Source organism: Rhizobium sp. 01L419, assembly GCF_056400025.1.
Genome location: NZ_JBFTSM010000001.1, coordinates 361,785 through 380,612, shown reverse-complemented (window position 1 = coordinate 380,612; position 18,828 = coordinate 361,785). Strand labels below are relative to the sequence as shown.

Here is an 18,828-nt window from a genome sequence, read left to right as displayed (position 1 = left end):
GATGAAAAAGCTGCTGCTTCTTGCACTTCTTACCCTACCCTGCTTTGCCACGTCTGCTTCAGCCCAGGCGGTAGCCTTCGTGACCGAGGAATACGCCCCCTTCAACTACCGCGACGGAAAGGTCATCAAGGGTGCGACCGTCGACCAGGTCGAGAAAGTCATGGCCGATATCGGCATCGATTATACGATCGAGGTAATGCCCTGGGCTCGTGCTTTCAGCCTCGCCCGCGCAACGCCGATGACCTGCGTATTCGCGACCGCCCATAACGCCGCGCGTAACGGTCTGTTCAAATGGGTCGAGCCACTTCTCATCGACCGTAACATCCTGATCACCCGCCAGGGATCGGGCGTTTCGGCAGCCGATCTTGAAGACGCCAAGAAATACGTGATCGGCACGCAGCGCGACGATTACACGGAAGTGACGCTGAAGGAGAAGGGCTTCACCAAGCTCGATGTCGCCAGCGATTTCAACGCGACGCTGCGCAAGCTGCTCGGCGGCCGCATCGACATGATGCCGATCTCCGAACTATATTTCCATAAGCTGAAGGCCGACCAGCCCCTGGAAATGGTAACGGTGCTCTCCTCCCAGCCGATGGGTATCGCCTGCGAGAAGAACTTCCCGGACGACCTTCTGGGCCGCATGCAGGCCGCGCTGGACAAGCTGATTGCCAGCGGCGAACAGAAGCAGATTTTCCTGAAATATGGCCTGCATCTGCTGAACTGATGGGCGCACCGTCGTTCACGCCCGCCTTTGCCACTTGACTTTAACGCCGTTTCGCGGTGGTGAACGGCAACAGCTCTTGCAAGGAAAACGGCCATGCTGATCATCGCGGGTCTCGGTAATCCCGGCGCGAAATATGCCGGCAACCGGCACAATATCGGCTTCATGGCAGTGGATGCCATCTACCGCCGCCATAGCTTTTCGCCCTGGTCGAAGAAGTTCAAGGCCGAGATATCAGAAGGCGAGCTTGCCGGCGAGAAGGTGCTGCTGATCAAGCCACAGACTTTCATGAACCTGTCGGGCGAAGCGGTCGGCGAAGCCATGCGCTTCTACAAGCTGCAGCCGTCCGATCTCGTGGCGATCTATGACGAGCTCGATCTTCCGGCCGGCAAAGCGCGGTTGAAGACCGGCGGCGGCCATGGCGGCCACAATGGCATCAAATCGCTCGACGCCCATTGCGGTAAGGAATACCGCCGCCTGCGCCTCGGAATCGGCCATCCCGGCGTCAAGGAACTGGTGCATAACCATGTGCTTGGCGATTTCGCCAAGGTCGACAGTGACTGGCTGGGGCTGCTTCTCGACACGCTCGCCGACAATGCCGAAATGCTGGTCCGCAAAGAGGATTCCCAGCTGATGAACAAGATCGCGCTGGCGCTCGGTGGCAAGGCGGAGGAAGAAAAACCGAAGCCGGAGAAGAAGCCGGCGGGGAAATCTCATATCCATCAGGCCCGCAATCAGAGCCAGCAGAAGCTTCCGACAACCGGCCCCATGGCCGAAATGCTGAAGAAGATGTTCGGCAACAAGGGCGACTGAACGCCATGGCGGACGGGGATTTAAGCATCCGACCTGCGGTTATCCGCGATCTGCAGAACCTGATCACCCTTTACCAGCACCTCAGCCCGACCGATCCGGTCCTCGCGCCTGATGTGGCAATCGAACGTTTCTCCGCCATTCTGGCGCAGCCCGGCATGACGATCTTCATCGGCGTTGCCGGCGAGATTGCTGCTGCGACAGTAACGCTGATCATCGTGCCCAACCTGACGCGCAATGGCGCCTCTTACGCGCTGATCGAAAACGTCGTCACCCACGCCGACCACCGCAAGCAAGGTTATGCCGGCAAAGTCATCCAGCATGCGATTGCGGAAGCTTGGAAAGCCGGCTGTTACAAGATCATGCTGCTGACCGGATCGAGAAATCCGGCAACACTGCGTTTCTATGAAAATTGCGGCTTCGTGCAGGACAAGACCGGCTATCAGATCCGCCGGGCGTCTTGAGACGCGCAGGTCCTGTTCCTCGGGCCCCTATTCCTCAGGCTCCGTGGTGAACATCAGCGGAAAGTCCATCTCCTTTGCAAGGTCGATGGCTTCCTTGGCCTTGGTCTCCGCTATGTCCTTGGTGCAGACCACGACCACGCACGAGCCGAGCTTGTGCGCCGTCATCATCACGCGGTAGCCGGTGTCCTCGCTCATGCGGAAGACGGCCTTCAGCACCATGATGACGAATTCGCGCGGCGTGTAATCGTCATTGACGAGGATGACCTTGTAAAGCTTCGGCTTGTCCAGCTTGAGCTTCGTTCTGGTCTTGGGTTTTAAGGCAATGTCGTTGTCAACCATCGGAAATCCGCCCGTTGATGACATGGGAAGGGGTTTCGATCTAACTAAACCTTTTAGATTGCAGAATTTCGACACTTGGTGCCGGGGGATATCCCGCTACCATAAGAATAAAGCTGCTACGCCCTGTCGGCAAGGGAGCAGCGAGAAAAGCTCTCTAAGACTTGACCGCTCCCCTCCTTTATCCCATAGCCACGACCAAGGACTTCCAGAGAACAGCAGGTTTCAGCCATGGGCTTCAAATGCGGTATCGTCGGCCTGCCGAATGTCGGCAAATCGACCCTCTTCAATGCACTCACCAAGACGGCAGCCGCGCAGGCGGCGAACTATCCCTTCTGCACGATCGAACCGAATACCGGCGAAGTGGCTGTTCCCGATGAACGCATGCAGAAGCTTGCCAACATCGCGAAGTCCAAGGAAATCATCCCGACCCGCATCAACTTCGTCGATATTGCCGGCCTCGTGCGCGGTGCCTCGAAAGGTGAAGGTCTCGGCAACCAGTTCCTCGCCAATATTCGCGAAGTCGATGCCATCGTGCATGTGTTGCGCTGCTTCGAAGACGGCGACATCACACACGTGGAAGGCCGCATCGACCCGGTTGCCGATGCTGATACGATCGAGACCGAACTGATGCTCGCCGACCTCGACAGCCTCGAGCGCCGCACCGAGCAGACGCGAAAGCGCGCCACCAGCAAGGACAAGGATTCCATGGCAATGCTGCCGATCATGGAGGCCTCGCTCGCGCTGCTGCAGGACGGCAAGCCGGTCCGCACGCTACTTTCGAAGCTCGATGCCGAAGAGATCGACATCCTGAAGGGCCTCAACCTTCTGACATCGCACCCGGTTCTCTATGTCTGCAACGTCGCCGAAGGCGATGCCGCGACCGGAAACAAATATACCGAGGCCGTCGCTGCGATGGCGAAGGCTCAGGGTGCCGAAACCGTCACCATCTCGGCGGCGATAGAATCCGAGGTCGCCCAGCTTCCGGATGAAGAGGCCGAGGAATTCCTTTCGGCACTCGGTCTCGACGAAGCAGGCCTCGATCGCCTGATCCGTGCCGGCTACAAGCTGCTTCATCTGATCACCTATTTCACGGTCGGACCGAAGGAAACGCGCGCCTGGACGATCGAGCGTGGCACCAAGGCGCCGCAGGCCGCAGGCGTGATCCATTCGGATTTCGAACGCGGCTTCATCCGCGCCAACACAATCGCCTATGACGACTATATTCAGTTCGGCGGCGAAGTCGGCGCCAAGGAAGCTGGCAAGGCACGCGACGAAGGCAAGGAATATGTCGTCCAGGACGGCGACGTCATCCACTTCCGCTTCAACACGTGATTGACCAAAACATGTCGCGCAAAACTGTGGAGCGGTTTTGCGATAACGACATGCGGAAAACCAAGGCCTAAAGCGTGGGAAACGGATCTGAAAGATCGCGACACGCTTTTAGCTGCCGCTCAGCCGGGCGGCAGCCTTTCCACCACGCCTGAGGGCAAGGCGCGCAGCACGATGCGCCGAAGCGGCATCCAGCCCGTACCGATGACGAGCACGATCACGCCGACGATAACAAGCGTTCCGAAGATGTAGATATCGACGGTCGCACTCCCCTGCCGGAATATCCCATAGATCGCCAGTCCCAGCGTCAGCAGGCCGGACGTCACGAAAGCGCGCCGGTCGATGATGAGACCGACCAGCATCAGCAGCGCGACGATTACGACGACGACAGGCGTCTTGAAGGAATTGGCGTCCATGATATCCAGCCAGCCGCCGTCGAGCGAGAGCAATATCCGTATGCTGTAAAGCAGGGCGGGTGCGGCGACGAGATGAAGCCAGAAGGCCACATCCGATCGCGTCGTCCGGCGGAACCTGTCGCTGAGGTCGAAGCCGAGTGCGGCGACGAACAGGCCGACGGCGCAGGCAAACAGGATGATCGAGACGAGCGTGGGATGATTGAGGATGAAGGCATCGTCACCGCTCGCCCACTGGAGAATCCGGAAGACAAGAGCCAGCACGAGGGCAAGACTGGAGAAGATGGAGAGCGCGAGTGCAAGCGGCACACGATAGCGCAGATAGAAAAGCCCCATGATGACGGGGAATGCGACGATAAATCGGTCGATACCGTCACCGGTGAGCCACAGATCAGCATTGGACGGATAGAGCGACAGCATCATCCGGAAGGTCCAGGCAAAGACCGCCAGCGTCAGCACGACGGCCGGCAGAGCGAGACGCTGGCGCTTGATGAGGATTTCCGCCAGCACCAGGATCGCCGGCAGCACCGCATAGAGTGACGCAATCCCCCAGAGTCCTGCAAGTGCGATGAGAATGCCGATGGTGATCAGCACATCGTGGAAGCCGCGCACGAAACGCGGCGTCTCGGTATCCGACCAGGCCGGCTCCGAAGGCCCGGCCGTACGCGCCTCGACGATCACGCCGCGCGCCTCAAGAAACGGCGCCAGCCGCGAGCTCGCCTCAGTGGTAATCAGCCCCTCGCGCGCCGCCTCATCGAGTATCGACCTTAGTTCAGCCATCCTGGTTCGTCCCTACGGAATCATTGAGCCCGCGCGGATGCTATTGTAAGCAATGAGGCCTGCCTATGATGAGGGACCCTGATGCCTGCAGAAAAGCTCGCCTATGAGGATTTCCAGCCCGGCCGTCGATTTCCGCTCGGCCCGAAAGCGGTAACGGCAGCCGAAATCATCGAATTCGCCGCGGAGTTCGACCCACAGCCCATGCATCTGGACGAGGCCGCCGGCCGCGCCAGCATCCTCGGCGGCCTCGCGGCATCCGGCTGGCACACTTCGGCGATGTTCATGCGCATGATGGCCGACAGCTTCGTGTTGAACTCACTTTGCGAAGGCGCCCCAGGCGTCGATTTCATGGAGTGGCGCAAGCCGGTGCTTGCGGGCGACATGCTCTCCGGCCATTCGACGGTGCTGGAGGCACGTCCGATGCGCACGCGTCCGGGCCTCGGTATCGTCAAATTCCGCCATGAGGTGGAAAACCAGCGCGGCGAACTGGTCTGCCTGTCGGAAAATTCCGTCATCTTCGGCATGCGCAACACTTCGGAGGCAGGCGCATGAGAATGTCGGAACTCTATGCCGCCGGCGAAAAGGTCGAGATCGGCGCTTACGTCTTCACCGAGGAAAAAATCCTCCGCTTTGCCAGGAAATACGATCCGCAACGCTTCCATATCGACAGGCAGGCGGCGGAGGACACCATGTTCGGCGCCCTCTGCGCCTCCGGCTGGCATACGGTGGCCGCCTGGATGCGCTGCTTTCTGGATCACTGGATGGCAGAAATGCGCCGGCTGTCGGAACAGGGCATGGAGCCGCCAAAGCTTGGTCCCTCGCCCGGCTTCCAGAAGCTGCAATGGCTAAAACCGGTCTTTGTCGACGAGACGATCACCTATTCGGTGACCTTTCTCTCCAGCCGGCCGCTCACGTCGCGGCCGGGTTGGCATCTCAACGCCATCCTCTGCGAAGGCGTCAACCAGAATGGTATTGCAGTCATCCGCTTCGAGAGTAGCGTGCTGGAATTCGACTAACCTGGCCCACTCAGTGGCCGGCGAATTCCACCAGCGTGTGCACTTCGACACCGAGATCTTCGAGCTTCTTGCGGCCGCCGAGATCCGGCAGGTCGATGACGAAGCAGGCGCCGACCACTTCAGCGCCGATCTGGCGAAGCAGCTTGGTTGCACCGACAGCCGTGCCGCCTGTAGCGATCAGATCGTCGACAAGGATCACCTTCTCGCCCGGCTGAACGGCATCGCGGTGCATCTCCATCTCGTCCACGCCATATTCCAGACTATAGGCGATGCGCACCGTCTCATGCGGCAGCTTGCCCTTCTTGCGGATCGGCACGAAACCAGAGGAAAGCTGATGCGCGACGGCACCTCCGAGGATGAAGCCCCGCGCTTCCATACCGGCGATCTTGTCGACCTTCAGGCCGGCATAGGGCTGCACGAGTTCATCGACAGCGCGGCGAAAGGCACGTGGATTGCCGAGCAACGTGGTGATGTCGCGAAAGATGATGCCGGGCTTGGGGTAATCCGGAATGGAGCGGATGCTGGCCGCAAGCTCCGAAAGCGTATTGTTCATCGAAAATCCGTATCTGCGAGGGGCATGAAGCGCCGCACACTATCAATTGCGCCTGACCAAACCAAATAAAAAAGGCGGCCGTAAAGCCGCCTTTTCCTTGGGAATGAAGATCGCTTAGTGATCGGTCCGGGAGTAAATCGAACGCTTGGTCAGGTAGATCAGCACCGTGAAGATCAGCAGGAAGATCATGACCATGAAGCCGGTGCGCTTACGCTCTTCGAGATGCGGCTCGGACGCCCACATCAGGAACGACGAGACATCCTTGGAATACTGATCAACCGTCTGCGGCGAACCGTCGTCATAGGTGACCTGGTCGTCGGAGAGCGGCTTCGGCATGGCGAGGACGGCAGCGGCATGGAAATACGGGTTGTAATGCGCACCTGCCGGAACCTGGAAGCCGGCCGGCGGCTCTTCGTAGCCGGTCAGCAGCGAGTGGATATAGTCCGGACCGCTTTCCTGATACTGGGTGAAGATGTCGAAAACGAACTGCGGGAAGCCACGTTCGACTTCGCGTGCCTTGGCAAGCAGCGACATATCCGGCGGAGCCGCACCATTGTTCGCGGCAGCGGCAGCTTCCGCGTTCGGATAGGGCGACGGGAAGTGGTCTGACGGAACCGCCTTGCGGGTGAACATCTCACCGTTGGCATCAGGGCCGTCCTGGACTTCGTAATTGGCTGCGAAGGTCTTCACCTGCGCATCCGAATAGCCGAGTTCGCTCAACATGCGGAAGGGCACGAGGTTCATCGAGTGGCAGGCGGAACAGACTTCAGTGTAGACCTTCAGGCCACGCTGCAGCTGGCCCTTGTCGTAATTGCCGAACGGACCGGCGAAGGTCCAGTCGATCTCCTTCGGCTCCTTCAGCGGATAGTGCGGGGTGGCACTTTCCTCATGGTGAGCGGCCGGAGCCGCCTCTTGGGCGAAAGCCACGCCACCGAGACCGGCCACGACAGCAAGCGAGAGAATGCTTGCAACAAGCTTATTCATATTTCTGGTCCTTCCCGTCGCTCGCTCAGGCCTTGGCCGCAGCAGTCTTGTTGCGCTTTTCGAGCACCGCTTCAGTGATCGAGTTCGGAATGCGGCGCGGTGTTTCCACCAGACCGAGAACCGGCATCGCGACCAGGAAGAAGGCGAAGTAGAGGAGTGTGCAGACCTGCGAGATCGTCGTGTACAGGCCTTCCGCAGGCTGCGAACCCAGCCAGCCCAGGATGATCGCGTTGATCGCGAACAGCCAGTAGAACAGCTTGAACCACGGACGATAGACCGCCGAACGCACCTTCGAAGTGTCGAGCCAGGGCAGGAAGAACAGCACGAGGATGGCGCCGAACATCACCAGAACACCGCCGAGCTTGGAGTCGATCGGACCGACGTTGAAGGTGATCGAACGCAGCATGGCGTAGAAGGGCAGGAAGTACCATTCCGGAACGATGTGGGCCGGGGTCTTCAGCGGGTCGGCCGGAATGTAGTTGTCGGCATGGCCGAGATAGTTCGGCAGGTAGAAGACGAAGTAGGCATAGACGAGCAGGAAGATCGAGACGCCGAGCGCATCCTTGAGCGTTGCGTAAGGCGTGAAACGAACCGTATCTGTCTTGGTCTTGACCTCGACGCCCGTCGGATTTGTCTGGCCGACCACATGCAGAGCCCAGATGTGCAGGACGACGACGCCGGCGATCATGAAGGGCAGCAGGTAGTGCAGCGAGAAGAAGCGGTTCAGCGTCGGCTGATCGACGGCGAAGCCGCCAAGCAGGAACTGCTGCACCCATTCGCCGACCAGCGGGAAGGCCGAGAAGAAGCCGGTGATGACGGTCGCGCCCCAGAAGGACATCTGCCCCCAAGGCAGAACGTAGCCCATAAAGCCGGTCGCCATCATCAAGAGGTAGATGACGACGCCGAGGATCCAGAGGATTTCGCGCGGCGCCTTGTAGGAACCGTAGTAGAGACCGCGGGCGATGTGCAGGTAGACGGCGACGAAGAAGAAGGATGCGCCGTTGGCATGCATATAGCGCAGCAGCCAGCCGTGGTTGACGTCGCGCATGATCTTTTCAACGGAGTTGAAGGCGATCGTCGTGTCGGCGGCGTAGTGCATGGCGAGCGTGACACCCGTCAGGATCTGCACGATCAACATGACGGCGAGCATGGCGCCGAAAGTGTAAGCGTAGTTCAGGTTCCGCGGAACCGGATAGGCAATGAAGCTGTCATAGACCATGCGCGGCAGTGGAAGGCGCGCATCGACCCACTTTTCCAGGCCGGTTGATGGTTCGTAGCTGGAATGGCCACTCATTAATCAGTCTCCCCTCAACCGATCTTGATCTTCGTGTCGGACAAAAACGAAAAGGTCGGAATCGCCAGGTTCTGCGGCGCCGGACCTTTGCGGATGCGGCCGGCCGTGTCGTAGACCGAGCCATGGCAGGGACAGAACCAACCATTGTATTCACCGGCCTGACCGAGCGGAACGCAACCGAGATGGGTGCAGGTGCCGACCATGACGATCCAGTTTTCCTTATCTTTGCCGCCCGAGCGGTCAGCGCCCGTTGCAGGAGCATCGGCAGGAAGGTTTGCGTTGCGGGCGATCGGATCCTTGAGGTCCGACAACTGCACATCGGCTGCGGCCTTGACTTCTTCCGGCGTGCGGTTGCGGATGAAGATTGGCTTGCCGCGCCACTTTACCGTCAGCGACATGCCGGGCGTAAGGCTTGCAACATCGACTTCGATGGAAGCAAGCGCCAGCGTCGACGCGTCCGGACGCATCTGGTCGATGAACGGCCACGCAACCGCAACGGCGCCGACCGCACCAGCCATGCCAGTGGTGAGATAAAGGAAATCACGGCGAGTGGGCTCTGCGGCCTCGCTTGTCGTTAAGTGTTCGCTCACGGCTTAACCATCCTCTGCGCAATTGTCGCGGAATTCCGCCCTGCCCCTCCAGAGGCGGCGAATCTATCACAACATATTTCGGCCATAGATTCCCCACCAATCCGGCGCGTTCTATGCTTGATCGCAAATTATGTCCAGCCTTGGCAAGGGGATGAGGGCACAATGTCGCGGGAAATTTCAGTGAATTTTTTAAGGCAATCACTGGCTTGCAACTTTGCTGCATTGCAACAAAGCAGGGGGCGTGTTAGGCGCTGGTGAGTTTGCCATACGAATTTGGATTTGCGCCGATGAGGCATACTGTTTTCTGCGTATTGAGCGTCCTCATCACCATCGTTCTGGCTCTCGTTTCGCTTCGCTACTTCACCGATTTCTGGCTGCTTTCGCTCGTTTATAGCTTCCAGATTCATCTCAGCATCATCTGCGCCATTGGCGCGGTCGTTGCCCTCTTTTTCAAGCGGCACTGGTACGGCTTCGTGATGCTGGCAGTGGCGACCTTCCTGAATATCCACGGCGTCATAATGCTGCGCGAATTCGCCGGCAAAATGCCTGCGGAAGATGCCCCCCGCCTTTTCCGGCTGATGTCCTTCAATATCGAGTTCGACAATTTCGGGAACGGCGAGAAGATCGCCGACGCCGTGCTGGCATCCGGCGCCGATGTGGTCGACATCATGGAAGCACAACCGGTCTTCTCGCAATTGCCGCGGCTGGCACAGATCTATCCATATCGCATCGGCTGCGACACGAGCGACGCCTGCGATACGCTCGTGCTGTCGAAACGCCCATTTGCCGCGCACAAGGTCTACGATCTCGGCGCTCTCTGGAAGCAGAGGCTGGTTTCGATCAAGATCGATTTTGACGGAACCTGGGTAGATTTTCTGTTTCCGCACCTCACCAAGCCTTATTTCGACGATTTTCAGGCCGATGAACTGGTGGAGCTGAAGGCTATCATGCAGTCCCGCACCGGTGCGCTGGTGGTTGCCGGGGATTTCAATTCCGCAATCCTCGCACCAACCATTCAGGAACTACTGCGCGGTTCGGGCCTCACCACCGCATTTCCCGAACCCACGACCTGGCCGGTCTCCGCCGGGCCGTTCGGCATCAGCATCGACCATATCTTCGCAAGACCACCGCTGCTCATCCGCTCGACGAGCCGGCTGGAAGACAGCTTCGGCTCGAACCATTATGGCCTAGTCAGCGATTTCGTTCGCGAATACTGAGCGCGTATCGTCATCGTCGGAGGCGAGGAAACCGCCGGACTGGCGCGCCCAGAGCTCTGCATAAAGCCCGCCCTGTTTCAGAAGCGCATCATGCGTGCCTTCTTCGATGATCTTGCCGCGGTCGACCACGACAAGCCTGTCGAGTGCCGCGATCGTCGAAAGCCGGTGGGCGATCGCCAGCACCGTCTTGCCTTCCATCACGCGGTTGAGGTTCGACTGGATCGCCTCCTCCACTTCCGAATCGAGCGCCGACGTCGCCTCGTCGAGAACGAGTATCGGCGCATTCTTGAGCATCACACGCGCAATGGCGATGCGCTGACGCTGGCCGCCCGAGAGCTTGACCCCGCGCTCGCCGACATGCGCATCGAAACTCTTGCGGCCCTGCTGGTCCCGCAGCAACTCGATGAAGTCGAGCGCCTCGGCGCGTCTGGCTGCCTCGACGAGGCGCTCCTCGCCGGCATCTGGCCGGCCGAACAGGATATTGTCGCGCACGGATCGATGCAGCAGCGACGTATCCTGGCTGACCATGCCGATCTGCATGCGCAGTGATTCCTGCGTGACGGCGGCGATATCCTGCCCGTCGATAAGGATGCGTCCACCCTGAATATCGTAAAGGCGCAGGAGAAGGTTCACGAGCGTCGATTTGCCTGCGCCGGAGCGGCCGATGATACCAACCTTCTCGCCCGGCCGGATCGTCAGCGAGAAATTCCCAATGACTGCGTTTTCCTTGCCGTAATGGAAGGAAACATTCTCGAAGCGGATGCCCGGCTGCTTGATGACGAGTTCCTTCGCATGGGGACGGTTGACGAGATGCAGCGGCTGCGAAATCAGTTCGGCCGCATTCTGGATGGTTCCGAGGTTGCGCATGATGCCGTTGAATTGCGTCATCAATCGCCCGAGCAGGAAGTTCAGCCTGAGCACCAGAGTCAGCGAAAAGGCGACCCCGCCCGAGCTGATCAGTCCGCGCAGCCACAGATCGACGCTGATGCCTGCCATTGTGACGATCATCAGGCCCGACAGCAGCGCCATTGACGCGCGAACGCCAGTGATGAAGCGCGTGAACTTCAGCACCGTTTCCTGGTAGGCATTGAAGCCGTCGAGCATGTACCGGTCGCTCTCTTCGTCGCGGGCGAAGAGCTTCAACGTCTGGATATTGCTGTAGGCATCGACGATGCGGCCATTGAGCAGGGAGGCCGCTTCCGCAGTCTCGCGCGAGTGATAGCGGATGCGCGGCACGAAATAGCGCGCAAGCACGCCGAAGGCCACCAGCCAGAAGAGAACCACCGCCGCGAGCGATAAATCGAGCTGCCCCACCAGAACGAGGGTAGTGACGGCATAGATGCCAACGAACCAGACGCTTTCCATCAGCGACGTCACGAGATCGCCTGTCGCCTGCCCCGCCGACCAGACCTTGGTGACGATGCGGCCGGAAAAATCACTCTGGAAGAAGGCAAGCGACTGGCGCGACACATGCAGATAGGACTGCCAGCGCGCCATGTTGTAGAAACCCGGCGTGATGACCTGCTGGTCGATCAGCGCGATCAGGAAGGCAACGACGAAGCGGACGATGCCGATCAGCGCCAGCATGCCGAAAAGCTCGCCGCCATGGGCGTCAAGAAGCGTGCTCCAGCCGGCCCCGGGCTTTATCGCTCCGAGAATATCGATGAGCCGCCCGACGAACCAGAAGAGCGCTGCCTCGATCGCCGCCGAAATGCCGCCAAGCACCAGCATGGCGATGAACGGCCATCTGGCTTGGCCGATATAGAACCATATGAATCCCAGCGTATTGCCCGGCGGTTGGACATTACCGCGGGCGCGGAACGGATCTATCCAGGTTTCGAACAGGCGGAGGATCGGAGTGAGCAGCATCATCGCGATATAGGCCCGTTCAGAATTGCGGCAAAGAGAATACAAGCCCGACGCAACCTTATATTTTCGTAATGATCGGTAATATCGGCGTCATCTCTATTGATACGGGTGGAAGCAGCCACGATCTCATGCCATGATCGCGCCTTACCGGAGACCGCAGTAATGGAAACGAAAACGCTTAATGCGCATCTTCCGCTCCCCCTTGCGGAAAAGCTTGACGCTCTGGCAGACGCGATGGACGTGCCGCGCGACAGCATCGTGACGGACGCCATCGCAAGCTGGATCGAACGAGAGGAGCGACAGCGGATTTTCACGCTTCGTTCGCTCGCTTCGAACTCGATCATTGTCGTGGAGCATCATCGCGTCATCGACTGGGCCGACAGCCTCTGCGCTGACCGGATCCGCACGCTCTAAGCGGAAAATTGATTTTCTTCAGCAGGACAAAAAAATAGCCCTCCCCGCAGAAACGGGAAGGGCTTGTTTTATTGGGCGGCGACTTCGGCCTCTTCCTCGTGATCGGCGAGGAAGCCGCCGGACTGGCGGTTCCAGAGATCGGCATAGACGCCGCCGTGGCTGACCAGTTCGCCATGTGTGCCGCTTTCGGTCATGCGGCCTTTGTCCAGCACGATCAACCGGTCCATCTCAGTCAGCGTCGACAGGCGGTGGGCAATCGCGATGACAGTCTTGCCCTCCATCAGCGCGAAGAGGTTTTCCTGGATCGCCGCTTCCACTTCGGAATCGAGCGCCGAGGTCGCCTCGTCGAGCACCAGGATCGGCGCGTCCTTCAGGAAGACGCGGGCGATCGCTATGCGCTGGCGCTGGCCGCCCGACAGTTTTACACCGCGCTCGCCAACCTGCGCGTCGAGCGCCTTGCGGCCCTGCAGATCGACAAGCCCTTCGACGAACTCCCAGGCATTTGCCCGTTTTGCAGCCTCGATCACTTCCTCGTCCGTCGCGTCTGGACGGCCATAGGCGATGTTGTCGCGGATCGAACGATGCAAGAGCGACGTATCTTGCGTCACCACGCCGATCAGCGCACGAAGGCTGTCCTGCGACACCTCGGAGATATCCTGGCCGTCGATGGTGATGCGCCCGGCCTCCAGATCGTAGAAACGAAGGAGCAGGTTCATCAATGTCGTCTTGCCGGCGCCGGAACGTCCGACGAGACCGACCTTCTCGCCAGCCTTGATATCGAGCGACAGGTTGTCGATGATGCCCTTGCCCTTGCCGTAGTGGAAGCCGATGCGATCATAGTGGATCGCACCTTTCTTCGCAGTCAGTGTGGGCGCATCAGGCTTGTCGACGATATCGTGCTGCTTCGACATCATCTCCATGCCGTCATAGACGGTGCCGATGTTTTCGAAGAGTGCCGAGACTTCCCACATGATCCACTGCGACATGCCGTTGACGCGCATCGCAAGGCCGATGGCGATGGAAATCGCGCCGACCGAGATCGTTCCGTTCAGCCACAGCCAGATGGACAGGCTGGAAATGACGAACAGCGAGATGCAGTTGTTCATGTAGACACTTATATGGAAGAGCGTCACCTTGCGCATCTGCCTGTGCACCGTATCCAGGAACCCGTCCATGCTCTCCTTTGCATAGACCTCTTCACGACCTGCATGTGAGAACAACTTCACGGTGGCAATGTTCGTGTAGCTATCCACCACACGGCCGGTCATCAGCGAGCGCGCATCCGCCTGCTGAGCGGCGATCTTGCGAAGCCGCGGCACGAAATAGGCGACGATGCCGATATAGACGCCGAGCCAGGCAAGGATCGGCAGCATCAGCCGCCAGTCAGCCGCCGCGATGATGACGATCATCGACAGGAAGTAGGTGACGACATAGACGAAGACGTCGAGGATCTTCATGACCGTCTCGCGCACGGCAAGCGACGTCTGCATGACCTTTGTGGCAACGCGTCCGGCGAACTCGTTGGCAAAGAAGGTCATGCTATGACGCAGCAGGAAGCGGTGCATCTGCCAGCGCGCAATCATCGGATAATTGCCGAGCATCATCTGATGCATGATCAGCGAATCGAGACCGGCGATGAGCGGCAGTCCGATCAGCACCAGCGCACCCATCCAGATCAGCTTGTGACCCTCATTCTGCAGGAAGGTCGCCTTATCGGCATTCGTCAGCCAGTCGACGATATCGCCAAGGAACTGGAAGAGCGCCACTTCGCCGACCGCGATCAGCGCCGTCAGAAAGGCCATGAGCGCAAGCCATCCCGCCGCCGGCTTGCTGTAGTGCCAGCAGAAGGCAAAAAGACCCTTCGGCGGAGCAACCGGCTCCTCGCTCGGATAGGGATTAAGTCGCTGTTCGAACCAGCCAAACATGAAATCGCTCCAGAACTTCCGCGTTCCGGTCCCTGCTTTGCGCTCTTGTGTCGCACGAAAGCACATATGGGAACCGGAGGCTCAAGGGGCGAGGCCGTAATGGCCGCGCAATTATTCAAAAATGGGCAATTGGGAAGAGAAAGCGCCTATACGCGCCAGATCGCCAAGCGTGGCATCACGGGCAGGAGACGCATCAGCACAAATGTATTCATGTCGGCGCTCCCTGTTGGCGATTGAAGATATGCACCGATAACGCGAAAATGCCTAAATTTCCAGCCCTGAACTCTTGGAAAGTGACTGTCCCATGGTCAAAAAGCGTCTTGTTGCTTCAAAATCACAGTTCGGATAGGCCATTTGCGCATCATGGCAACGGATGGCTTCCCTTATGGCGGATATCAGACTGGCGCTCTACCAACCGGATATTCCCGGCAATACCGGCACGATTCTGCGCCTTGCCGCGTGCCTGGGTTTTGCTGTCGACATCATCGAACCTGCGGGCTTCGACATTTCCGACCGAAACCTGAAACGCGCAGGCATGGACTATCTGGCTGCGGCAGCGCTTACGCGACACGTCAACTGGGAACATTTCGAGAAATGGCGTGTTGGAACCCGCCGACGCCTGATCCTCGCCACCACCAAGGCATCGCAGCGCTATGCGGATTTCGCCTTCCGCCCGGACGATATCCTGCTGTTCGGCCGGGAAAGTGCTGGGGTGCCTGATCATGTGCATGAACGCGCCGACGGACGCATCCTGATCCCGATGGTGGAGGGCCAACGCTCGATCAACCTCGCCCTCTCCGCCGCTATGATAGCAGGCGAAGCCATGCGCCAGACCGTCTGGGCATAACGGGCAAAATGCCGGTCCTTGCCGGCCATTCTGTCGTAAACAACGCTTTGAATCGGCGCAAAAGCGCCTATATTTATTAGCCGAGCAATCAATAAATCTGCGCGAGCACTGCGATTCCAATGATTTGCTTGACTACAGACTCGTAGAATCGAGCGAACTCTTTTCAAGAAGAAGAAAAAGACCGAGCCCATGGAATCCACGATCGTCATGATCAATCTGTTCGGCGCGATTGCGCTGCTGCTTTTCGGCCTCGCACAGGTCAAGGACGGCGTCACGCGTGCCTTCGGCGCACGGCTGAGGACCGGGCTTGCGACAGGCACGGCGAACGGGCCGCGCTCGATCCTGTCGGGGTTCCTGGCGACCATCGCCCTCCAGAGTTCGACCGCGACTGCCCTGATGACGGCCTCTTTCGTGGAGCGCGATCTCATCAAGCCACGCATGGCCCAGATCGTGCTGCTCGGTGCCAATGTCGGGACTGCCGTAACCGCCTGGATAGTCGCCACCGGCATCGAGTGGCTTTCGCCGCTGCTCATTCTTGGCGGCATCGTGCTCTATCGCGGAAAGTCCAGCGCTCGCCACGGCGGCGGCGCGGCCATGATCGGCATCGGCCTGATGCTGCTCTCCCTGCATCTGCTCGGCAATGCGACAGAGCCCATGCGCACATCGCCAGCACTGGCAGCTTTCATCGGCCTGCTCGGCGATGCCTGGCCCGTTGCCCTTGCCCTGTCGGCAGCGCTTGCCTTCATCTCCTCATCCAGCCTTGCGGTCGTCGTGCTGATCCTGTCGCTGGCGTCGACGGGAATCGTATCGCCTGAACTCATCATCGTTCTCGTCCTTGGCGCCAATCTCGGCGGTGCGATCCCGCCTGTCGTCGCCACCCTCTCCGGCCCTGCCTCGGCAAGACGCGTCACGCTCGGCAATCTCATCGTCCGCACGGTCGGCTGCTTGATCGCCCTGCCGCTTGCCGGCTACGCCGCCCCGCTCCTGCATTTGTTGCCTTTCGGCCCGGCCAAGCTGCCGGTCGATACGCATCTGATCTTCAACATCCTGCTCGCCACTCTTGCCTGGCCTTTCTCCCGAATGCTGGCTGCCTTCACTGCCCGCCTCGTGCCCGATGATGAGCAGCCGGATCAGGGTCCCAAGTTTCTCGATATGCAGGAGCTTTCGACGCCCGTCGTGGCTCTTGCCAGCGCGACACGCGAAGTGCTCGGCGTCGGCGATCTCATCGAACGCATGCTGCTGCGGGCTTCGGATGCCTTCCAGCACAATGACATGTCCAAGCTCGCCGAGATCCCTGCGCTCGAAAAGCGTGTCGATCTGCTGCAGCAGGAGGTGAAGGTCTATCTTTCCAAGCTCGGCCGCGCCGGTCTCAGCGACGAGAACGCCCGCCGCTCGATCGTCATCATCGACTACGCGATCAATCTCGAGCACATGGGCGACATCATCGAGAAAGGCTTGCTGGAGCAAGTCGGCAAAAAAGCCTCGCTCGGCCTGAAATTCTCCGAAGACGGCTACAGGGAATTGCGCAAGCTGTTCGAGCTGACGATCGACAACCTGCGTGTCGCACAAACGATCTTCGTCACTCGCGATTTCAATCTCGCGCGGCAAATGATGGAAGTGAAGGTCGAGGTTCGCCACATGGAGAAACAATCTGCCGAGCGTCATCTGGAGCGCCTGCGTGACGGACGCGCCGACAGCCTGCAAACGAGTTCCCTTCATCTCGACATGCTGCGCGATCTGAAACGCATCAACGCCCACATCGTCTCGGTGGCCCATCCGATCCTAGACGAGAGCGGCCTTCTGATCGAAAGCCGCCTGCGCGACGCGGCAGAATAGGTTTAGTCGGCGGACGGCAGACGCCGCATGGTGAATTCGATCTGATCGCCCTCGAGCTGACGCCAGCTTTCCACTTCGGTCCAGTAGGCCGCCTTTGGATATTCGTCGAACCATTCGCGCGCCTTGGCACGGGCTTCCATAAGCCCCATTCGGTATGTCTCGCGGACGAAATGATCTCGCTCACGGGCGGACGCTTCTGCCCGATGCTTTGCGATTCTGCGCTTCAAGCCTTCGAAGGGCGGAGGCCCCGGAATTTTCACCATGAAACCTACCTCTGAATGAAAAATAGTATCGAAATCCGTCCGTTGCGAGTCGAATCTTGCGAACCCTGTCGGCCTCCATCCGCTGGCGGGCGCCTGCCGCACCTGCTAAACCATGAGCATAATCAACAAAGAGCGAATCGCATGGAAAGACCGGAACTGCCGATCGGCCTGCCCGAAGACATCGAGGACAAGAAGACCGCTGCCCGAACATGGTTTGAGGGACTGCGGGACACTATCTGCGCATCCTTCGAAGCACTGGAGGATGAACTCGAAGGCCCCCTCTCCGACCAGGAGCCCGGCCGCTTCGTCGCCAAGGACTGGTCGCGTGAAAATGGCGCGGGCGGCGGTGGCCGCATGTCGATGATGGAAGGCCGCGTCTTCGAGAAGGTCGGCGTCCACACTTCCACCGTCTACGGCGAATTCGCGCCTGATTTCCGGTCACAGATACCCGGCGCCAGCGAGGATCCGCGCTTCTGGGCATCAGGGATTTCGCTGATCGCCCATCCCGTCAATCCCAACGTGCCGGCCGTTCACATGAACACCCGCATGGTCGTCACCACCAGCCGCTGGTTCGGCGGTGGCGCCGACCTGACGCCGGTGCTTGGCCGCCGCCGCACGCAAGAAGACGAGGACACGCAGCTCTTCCACAAGGCCATGGAAATTACCTGCCGCAACCATGCGGTTGCCGACTACGATGCCTATAAAAAATGGTGCGACGACTATTTTTTCCTTAAGCATCGCAACGAGGCGCGCGGCGTCGGCGGCATCTTTTATGATTGGCTGCACTCCAGCGAGGAAGCCGGCGGCTGGAATGCCGATTTCGCCTTCACACGGGATGTCGGCCGGGCCTTTTCCATGGTCTACCCGAAGATCGTCCGCTCAAACTTCAATGAAACGTGGACAGAGGCCGATCGTGACGAACAATTGATTCGCCGCGGCCGCTATGTCGAGTTTAATCTGCTCTACGACCGGGGAACGATCTTCGGCCTGAAAACCGGCGGCAATGTCGAATCCATTCTCTCATCCCTGCCGCCCGTGGTCCGCTGGCCCTGATTCAAGCCGCGAGAAGCGCGCTGATAAAATTGAAATACTATTCCGGTAAAATCGCGTTGAAAGGCCTTCATCAGAACCGAGTGCGTCCTAAATTAGTCTCTGTGCGTTACA

At 59.3% G+C, this 18,828-nt stretch carries 21 protein-coding genes; 12 read left to right on the top strand and 9 right to left on the bottom strand.

Annotated elements, in window-relative coordinates:
• Position 1: 1 nt before the first annotated feature.
• The 3 genes from AC1DUP_RS01895 to AC1DUP_RS01885 all read left to right on the top strand — a co-directional run bounded on the left by AC1DUP_RS01895 (position 2) and on the right by AC1DUP_RS01885 (position 1,995).
• The gene (locus AC1DUP_RS01895; protein ID WP_477831937.1) at positions 2 to 724 is read left to right on the top strand and encodes a substrate-binding periplasmic protein; all 723 of its coding nucleotides are present in this window, start codon (positions 2 to 4) and stop codon (positions 722 to 724) included.
• A gap of 93 nt (positions 725 to 817) precedes the next feature.
• Positions 818 to 1,534 (top strand): aminoacyl-tRNA hydrolase, encoded by a 717-nt coding sequence (pth, locus tag AC1DUP_RS01890; protein WP_477831936.1) that lies wholly within the window; start codon positions 818 to 820, stop codon positions 1,532 to 1,534.
• A 5-nt stretch (positions 1,535 to 1,539) separates the two neighbouring features.
• On the top strand, positions 1,540 to 1,995 hold the full coding sequence (locus AC1DUP_RS01885) for an N-acetyltransferase family protein (protein ID WP_477831935.1): 456 nt from the start codon (positions 1,540 to 1,542) through the stop codon (positions 1,993 to 1,995).
• Between the two features lie 27 nt (positions 1,996 to 2,022).
• On the opposite strand, the gene clpS is transcribed toward AC1DUP_RS01885, so the two are convergent.
• Positions 2,023 to 2,334 carry an ATP-dependent Clp protease adapter ClpS gene (gene clpS, locus AC1DUP_RS01880; protein WP_113297573.1) on the bottom strand — a complete coding sequence of 104 codons (312 nt, stop codon included), beginning with the start codon at positions 2,332 to 2,334 and terminating at the stop codon, positions 2,023 to 2,025.
• 228 nt (positions 2,335 to 2,562) lie between these two features.
• On the opposite strand from clpS, the gene ychF reads away from it, so the two are divergent.
• A complete protein-coding gene (gene ychF / locus AC1DUP_RS01875; protein WP_477831934.1) occupies positions 2,563 to 3,666 on the top strand; it encodes a redox-regulated ATPase YchF in 1,104 nt (367 codons plus the stop codon).
• Positions 3,667 to 3,785: 119 nt separating this feature from the next.
• Here the strand turns inward: ychF and AC1DUP_RS01870 are convergent, their stop codons facing one another.
• A complete protein-coding gene (locus AC1DUP_RS01870) occupies positions 3,786 to 4,856 on the bottom strand; it encodes a hypothetical protein (protein WP_477831933.1) in 1,071 nt (356 codons plus the stop codon).
• 81 nt (positions 4,857 to 4,937) lie between these two features.
• On the opposite strand from AC1DUP_RS01870, the gene AC1DUP_RS01865 reads away from it, so the two are divergent.
• Together AC1DUP_RS01865 and AC1DUP_RS01860 are read left to right on the top strand one after the other, a co-directional pair.
• Entirely contained in the window at positions 4,938 to 5,408 is a 471-nt protein-coding gene (locus AC1DUP_RS01865) for a MaoC family dehydratase (protein WP_477831932.1), read from the top strand.
• Positions 5,405 to 5,872, top strand: coding sequence for a MaoC family dehydratase (locus tag AC1DUP_RS01860; RefSeq protein ID WP_113308809.1), 468 nt, complete (start codon positions 5,405 to 5,407; stop codon positions 5,870 to 5,872). The genes AC1DUP_RS01865 and AC1DUP_RS01860 overlap by 4 nt, the downstream gene beginning before the upstream one ends.
• A 10-nt stretch (positions 5,873 to 5,882) precedes the next feature.
• Here AC1DUP_RS01860 and AC1DUP_RS01855 read toward each other — a convergent pair whose 3' ends face one another.
• From AC1DUP_RS01855 to petA, 4 genes are all read right to left on the bottom strand, one after another.
• Positions 5,883 to 6,425: an adenine phosphoribosyltransferase gene (locus AC1DUP_RS01855; RefSeq protein WP_113297568.1), complete on the bottom strand. Its 543-nt coding sequence runs from the start codon at positions 6,423 to 6,425 to the stop codon at positions 5,883 to 5,885.
• Between the two features lie 114 nt (positions 6,426 to 6,539).
• Positions 6,540 to 7,409: a cytochrome c1 gene (locus AC1DUP_RS01850; RefSeq protein WP_113297567.1), complete on the bottom strand. Its 870-nt coding sequence runs from the start codon at positions 7,407 to 7,409 to the stop codon at positions 6,540 to 6,542.
• Between the two features lie 25 nt (positions 7,410 to 7,434).
• A complete protein-coding gene (locus AC1DUP_RS01845) occupies positions 7,435 to 8,703 on the bottom strand; it encodes a cytochrome b N-terminal domain-containing protein (RefSeq protein WP_113297566.1) in 1,269 nt (422 codons plus the stop codon).
• 14 nt (positions 8,704 to 8,717) lie between these two features.
• Positions 8,718 to 9,293, bottom strand: a complete 576-nt coding sequence (gene petA, locus AC1DUP_RS01840; RefSeq protein ID WP_113297565.1) for a ubiquinol-cytochrome c reductase iron-sulfur subunit — start codon at positions 9,291 to 9,293, stop codon at positions 8,718 to 8,720.
• Positions 9,294 to 9,580: 287 nt separating this feature from the next.
• Between petA and AC1DUP_RS01835 the strand changes: the two genes are divergently transcribed.
• Positions 9,581 to 10,510, top strand: a complete 930-nt coding sequence (locus tag AC1DUP_RS01835; protein WP_113297564.1) for an endonuclease/exonuclease/phosphatase family protein — start codon at positions 9,581 to 9,583, stop codon at positions 10,508 to 10,510.
• On the opposite strand, the gene AC1DUP_RS01830 is transcribed toward AC1DUP_RS01835, so the two are convergent.
• Entirely contained in the window at positions 10,481 to 12,379 is a 1,899-nt protein-coding gene (locus tag AC1DUP_RS01830) for an ABC transporter ATP-binding protein (RefSeq protein WP_113308855.1), read from the bottom strand. The genes AC1DUP_RS01835 and AC1DUP_RS01830 overlap by 30 nt on opposite strands.
• Positions 12,380 to 12,541: 162 nt before the next feature.
• Between AC1DUP_RS01830 and AC1DUP_RS01825 the strand changes: the two genes are divergently transcribed.
• Positions 12,542 to 12,793, top strand: a complete 252-nt coding sequence (locus tag AC1DUP_RS01825) for a ribbon-helix-helix domain-containing protein (protein WP_113297563.1) — start codon at positions 12,542 to 12,544, stop codon at positions 12,791 to 12,793.
• A gap of 68 nt (positions 12,794 to 12,861) precedes the next feature.
• Here AC1DUP_RS01825 and AC1DUP_RS01820 read toward each other — a convergent pair whose 3' ends face one another.
• Positions 12,862 to 14,718 carry an ABC transporter ATP-binding protein gene (locus AC1DUP_RS01820; protein WP_113308807.1) on the bottom strand — a complete coding sequence of 619 codons (1,857 nt, stop codon included), beginning with the start codon at positions 14,716 to 14,718 and terminating at the stop codon, positions 12,862 to 12,864.
• Between the two features lie 99 nt (positions 14,719 to 14,817).
• Here AC1DUP_RS01820 and AC1DUP_RS01815 point away from each other — a divergent pair, with 99 nt between their 5' ends.
• The 3 genes from AC1DUP_RS01815 (at position 14,818) to AC1DUP_RS01805 (ending at position 17,401) form a co-directional block, all read left to right on the top strand.
• Positions 14,818 to 14,955, top strand: coding sequence for a hypothetical protein (locus tag AC1DUP_RS01815; protein ID WP_162747110.1), 138 nt, complete (start codon positions 14,818 to 14,820; stop codon positions 14,953 to 14,955).
• Positions 14,956 to 15,103: 148 nt separating this feature from the next.
• Positions 15,104 to 15,565 (top strand): tRNA (cytidine(34)-2'-O)-methyltransferase, encoded by a 462-nt coding sequence (locus AC1DUP_RS01810; RefSeq protein ID WP_113308806.1) that lies wholly within the window; start codon positions 15,104 to 15,106, stop codon positions 15,563 to 15,565.
• 189 nt (positions 15,566 to 15,754) lie between these two features.
• A complete protein-coding gene (locus AC1DUP_RS01805; protein WP_113308805.1) occupies positions 15,755 to 17,401 on the top strand; it encodes a Na/Pi cotransporter family protein in 1,647 nt (548 codons plus the stop codon).
• Positions 17,402 to 17,403: 2 nt separating this feature from the next.
• On the opposite strand, the gene AC1DUP_RS01800 is transcribed toward AC1DUP_RS01805, so the two are convergent.
• Positions 17,404 to 17,664 (bottom strand): hypothetical protein, encoded by a 261-nt coding sequence (locus AC1DUP_RS01800; protein WP_113308804.1) that lies wholly within the window; start codon positions 17,662 to 17,664, stop codon positions 17,404 to 17,406.
• A 141-nt stretch (positions 17,665 to 17,805) separates the two neighbouring features.
• Between AC1DUP_RS01800 and hemF the strand changes: the two genes are divergently transcribed.
• Entirely contained in the window at positions 17,806 to 18,717 is a 912-nt protein-coding gene (hemF, locus tag AC1DUP_RS01795; protein ID WP_113308803.1) for an oxygen-dependent coproporphyrinogen oxidase, read from the top strand.
• Positions 18,718 to 18,828 lie beyond the last annotated feature (111 nt).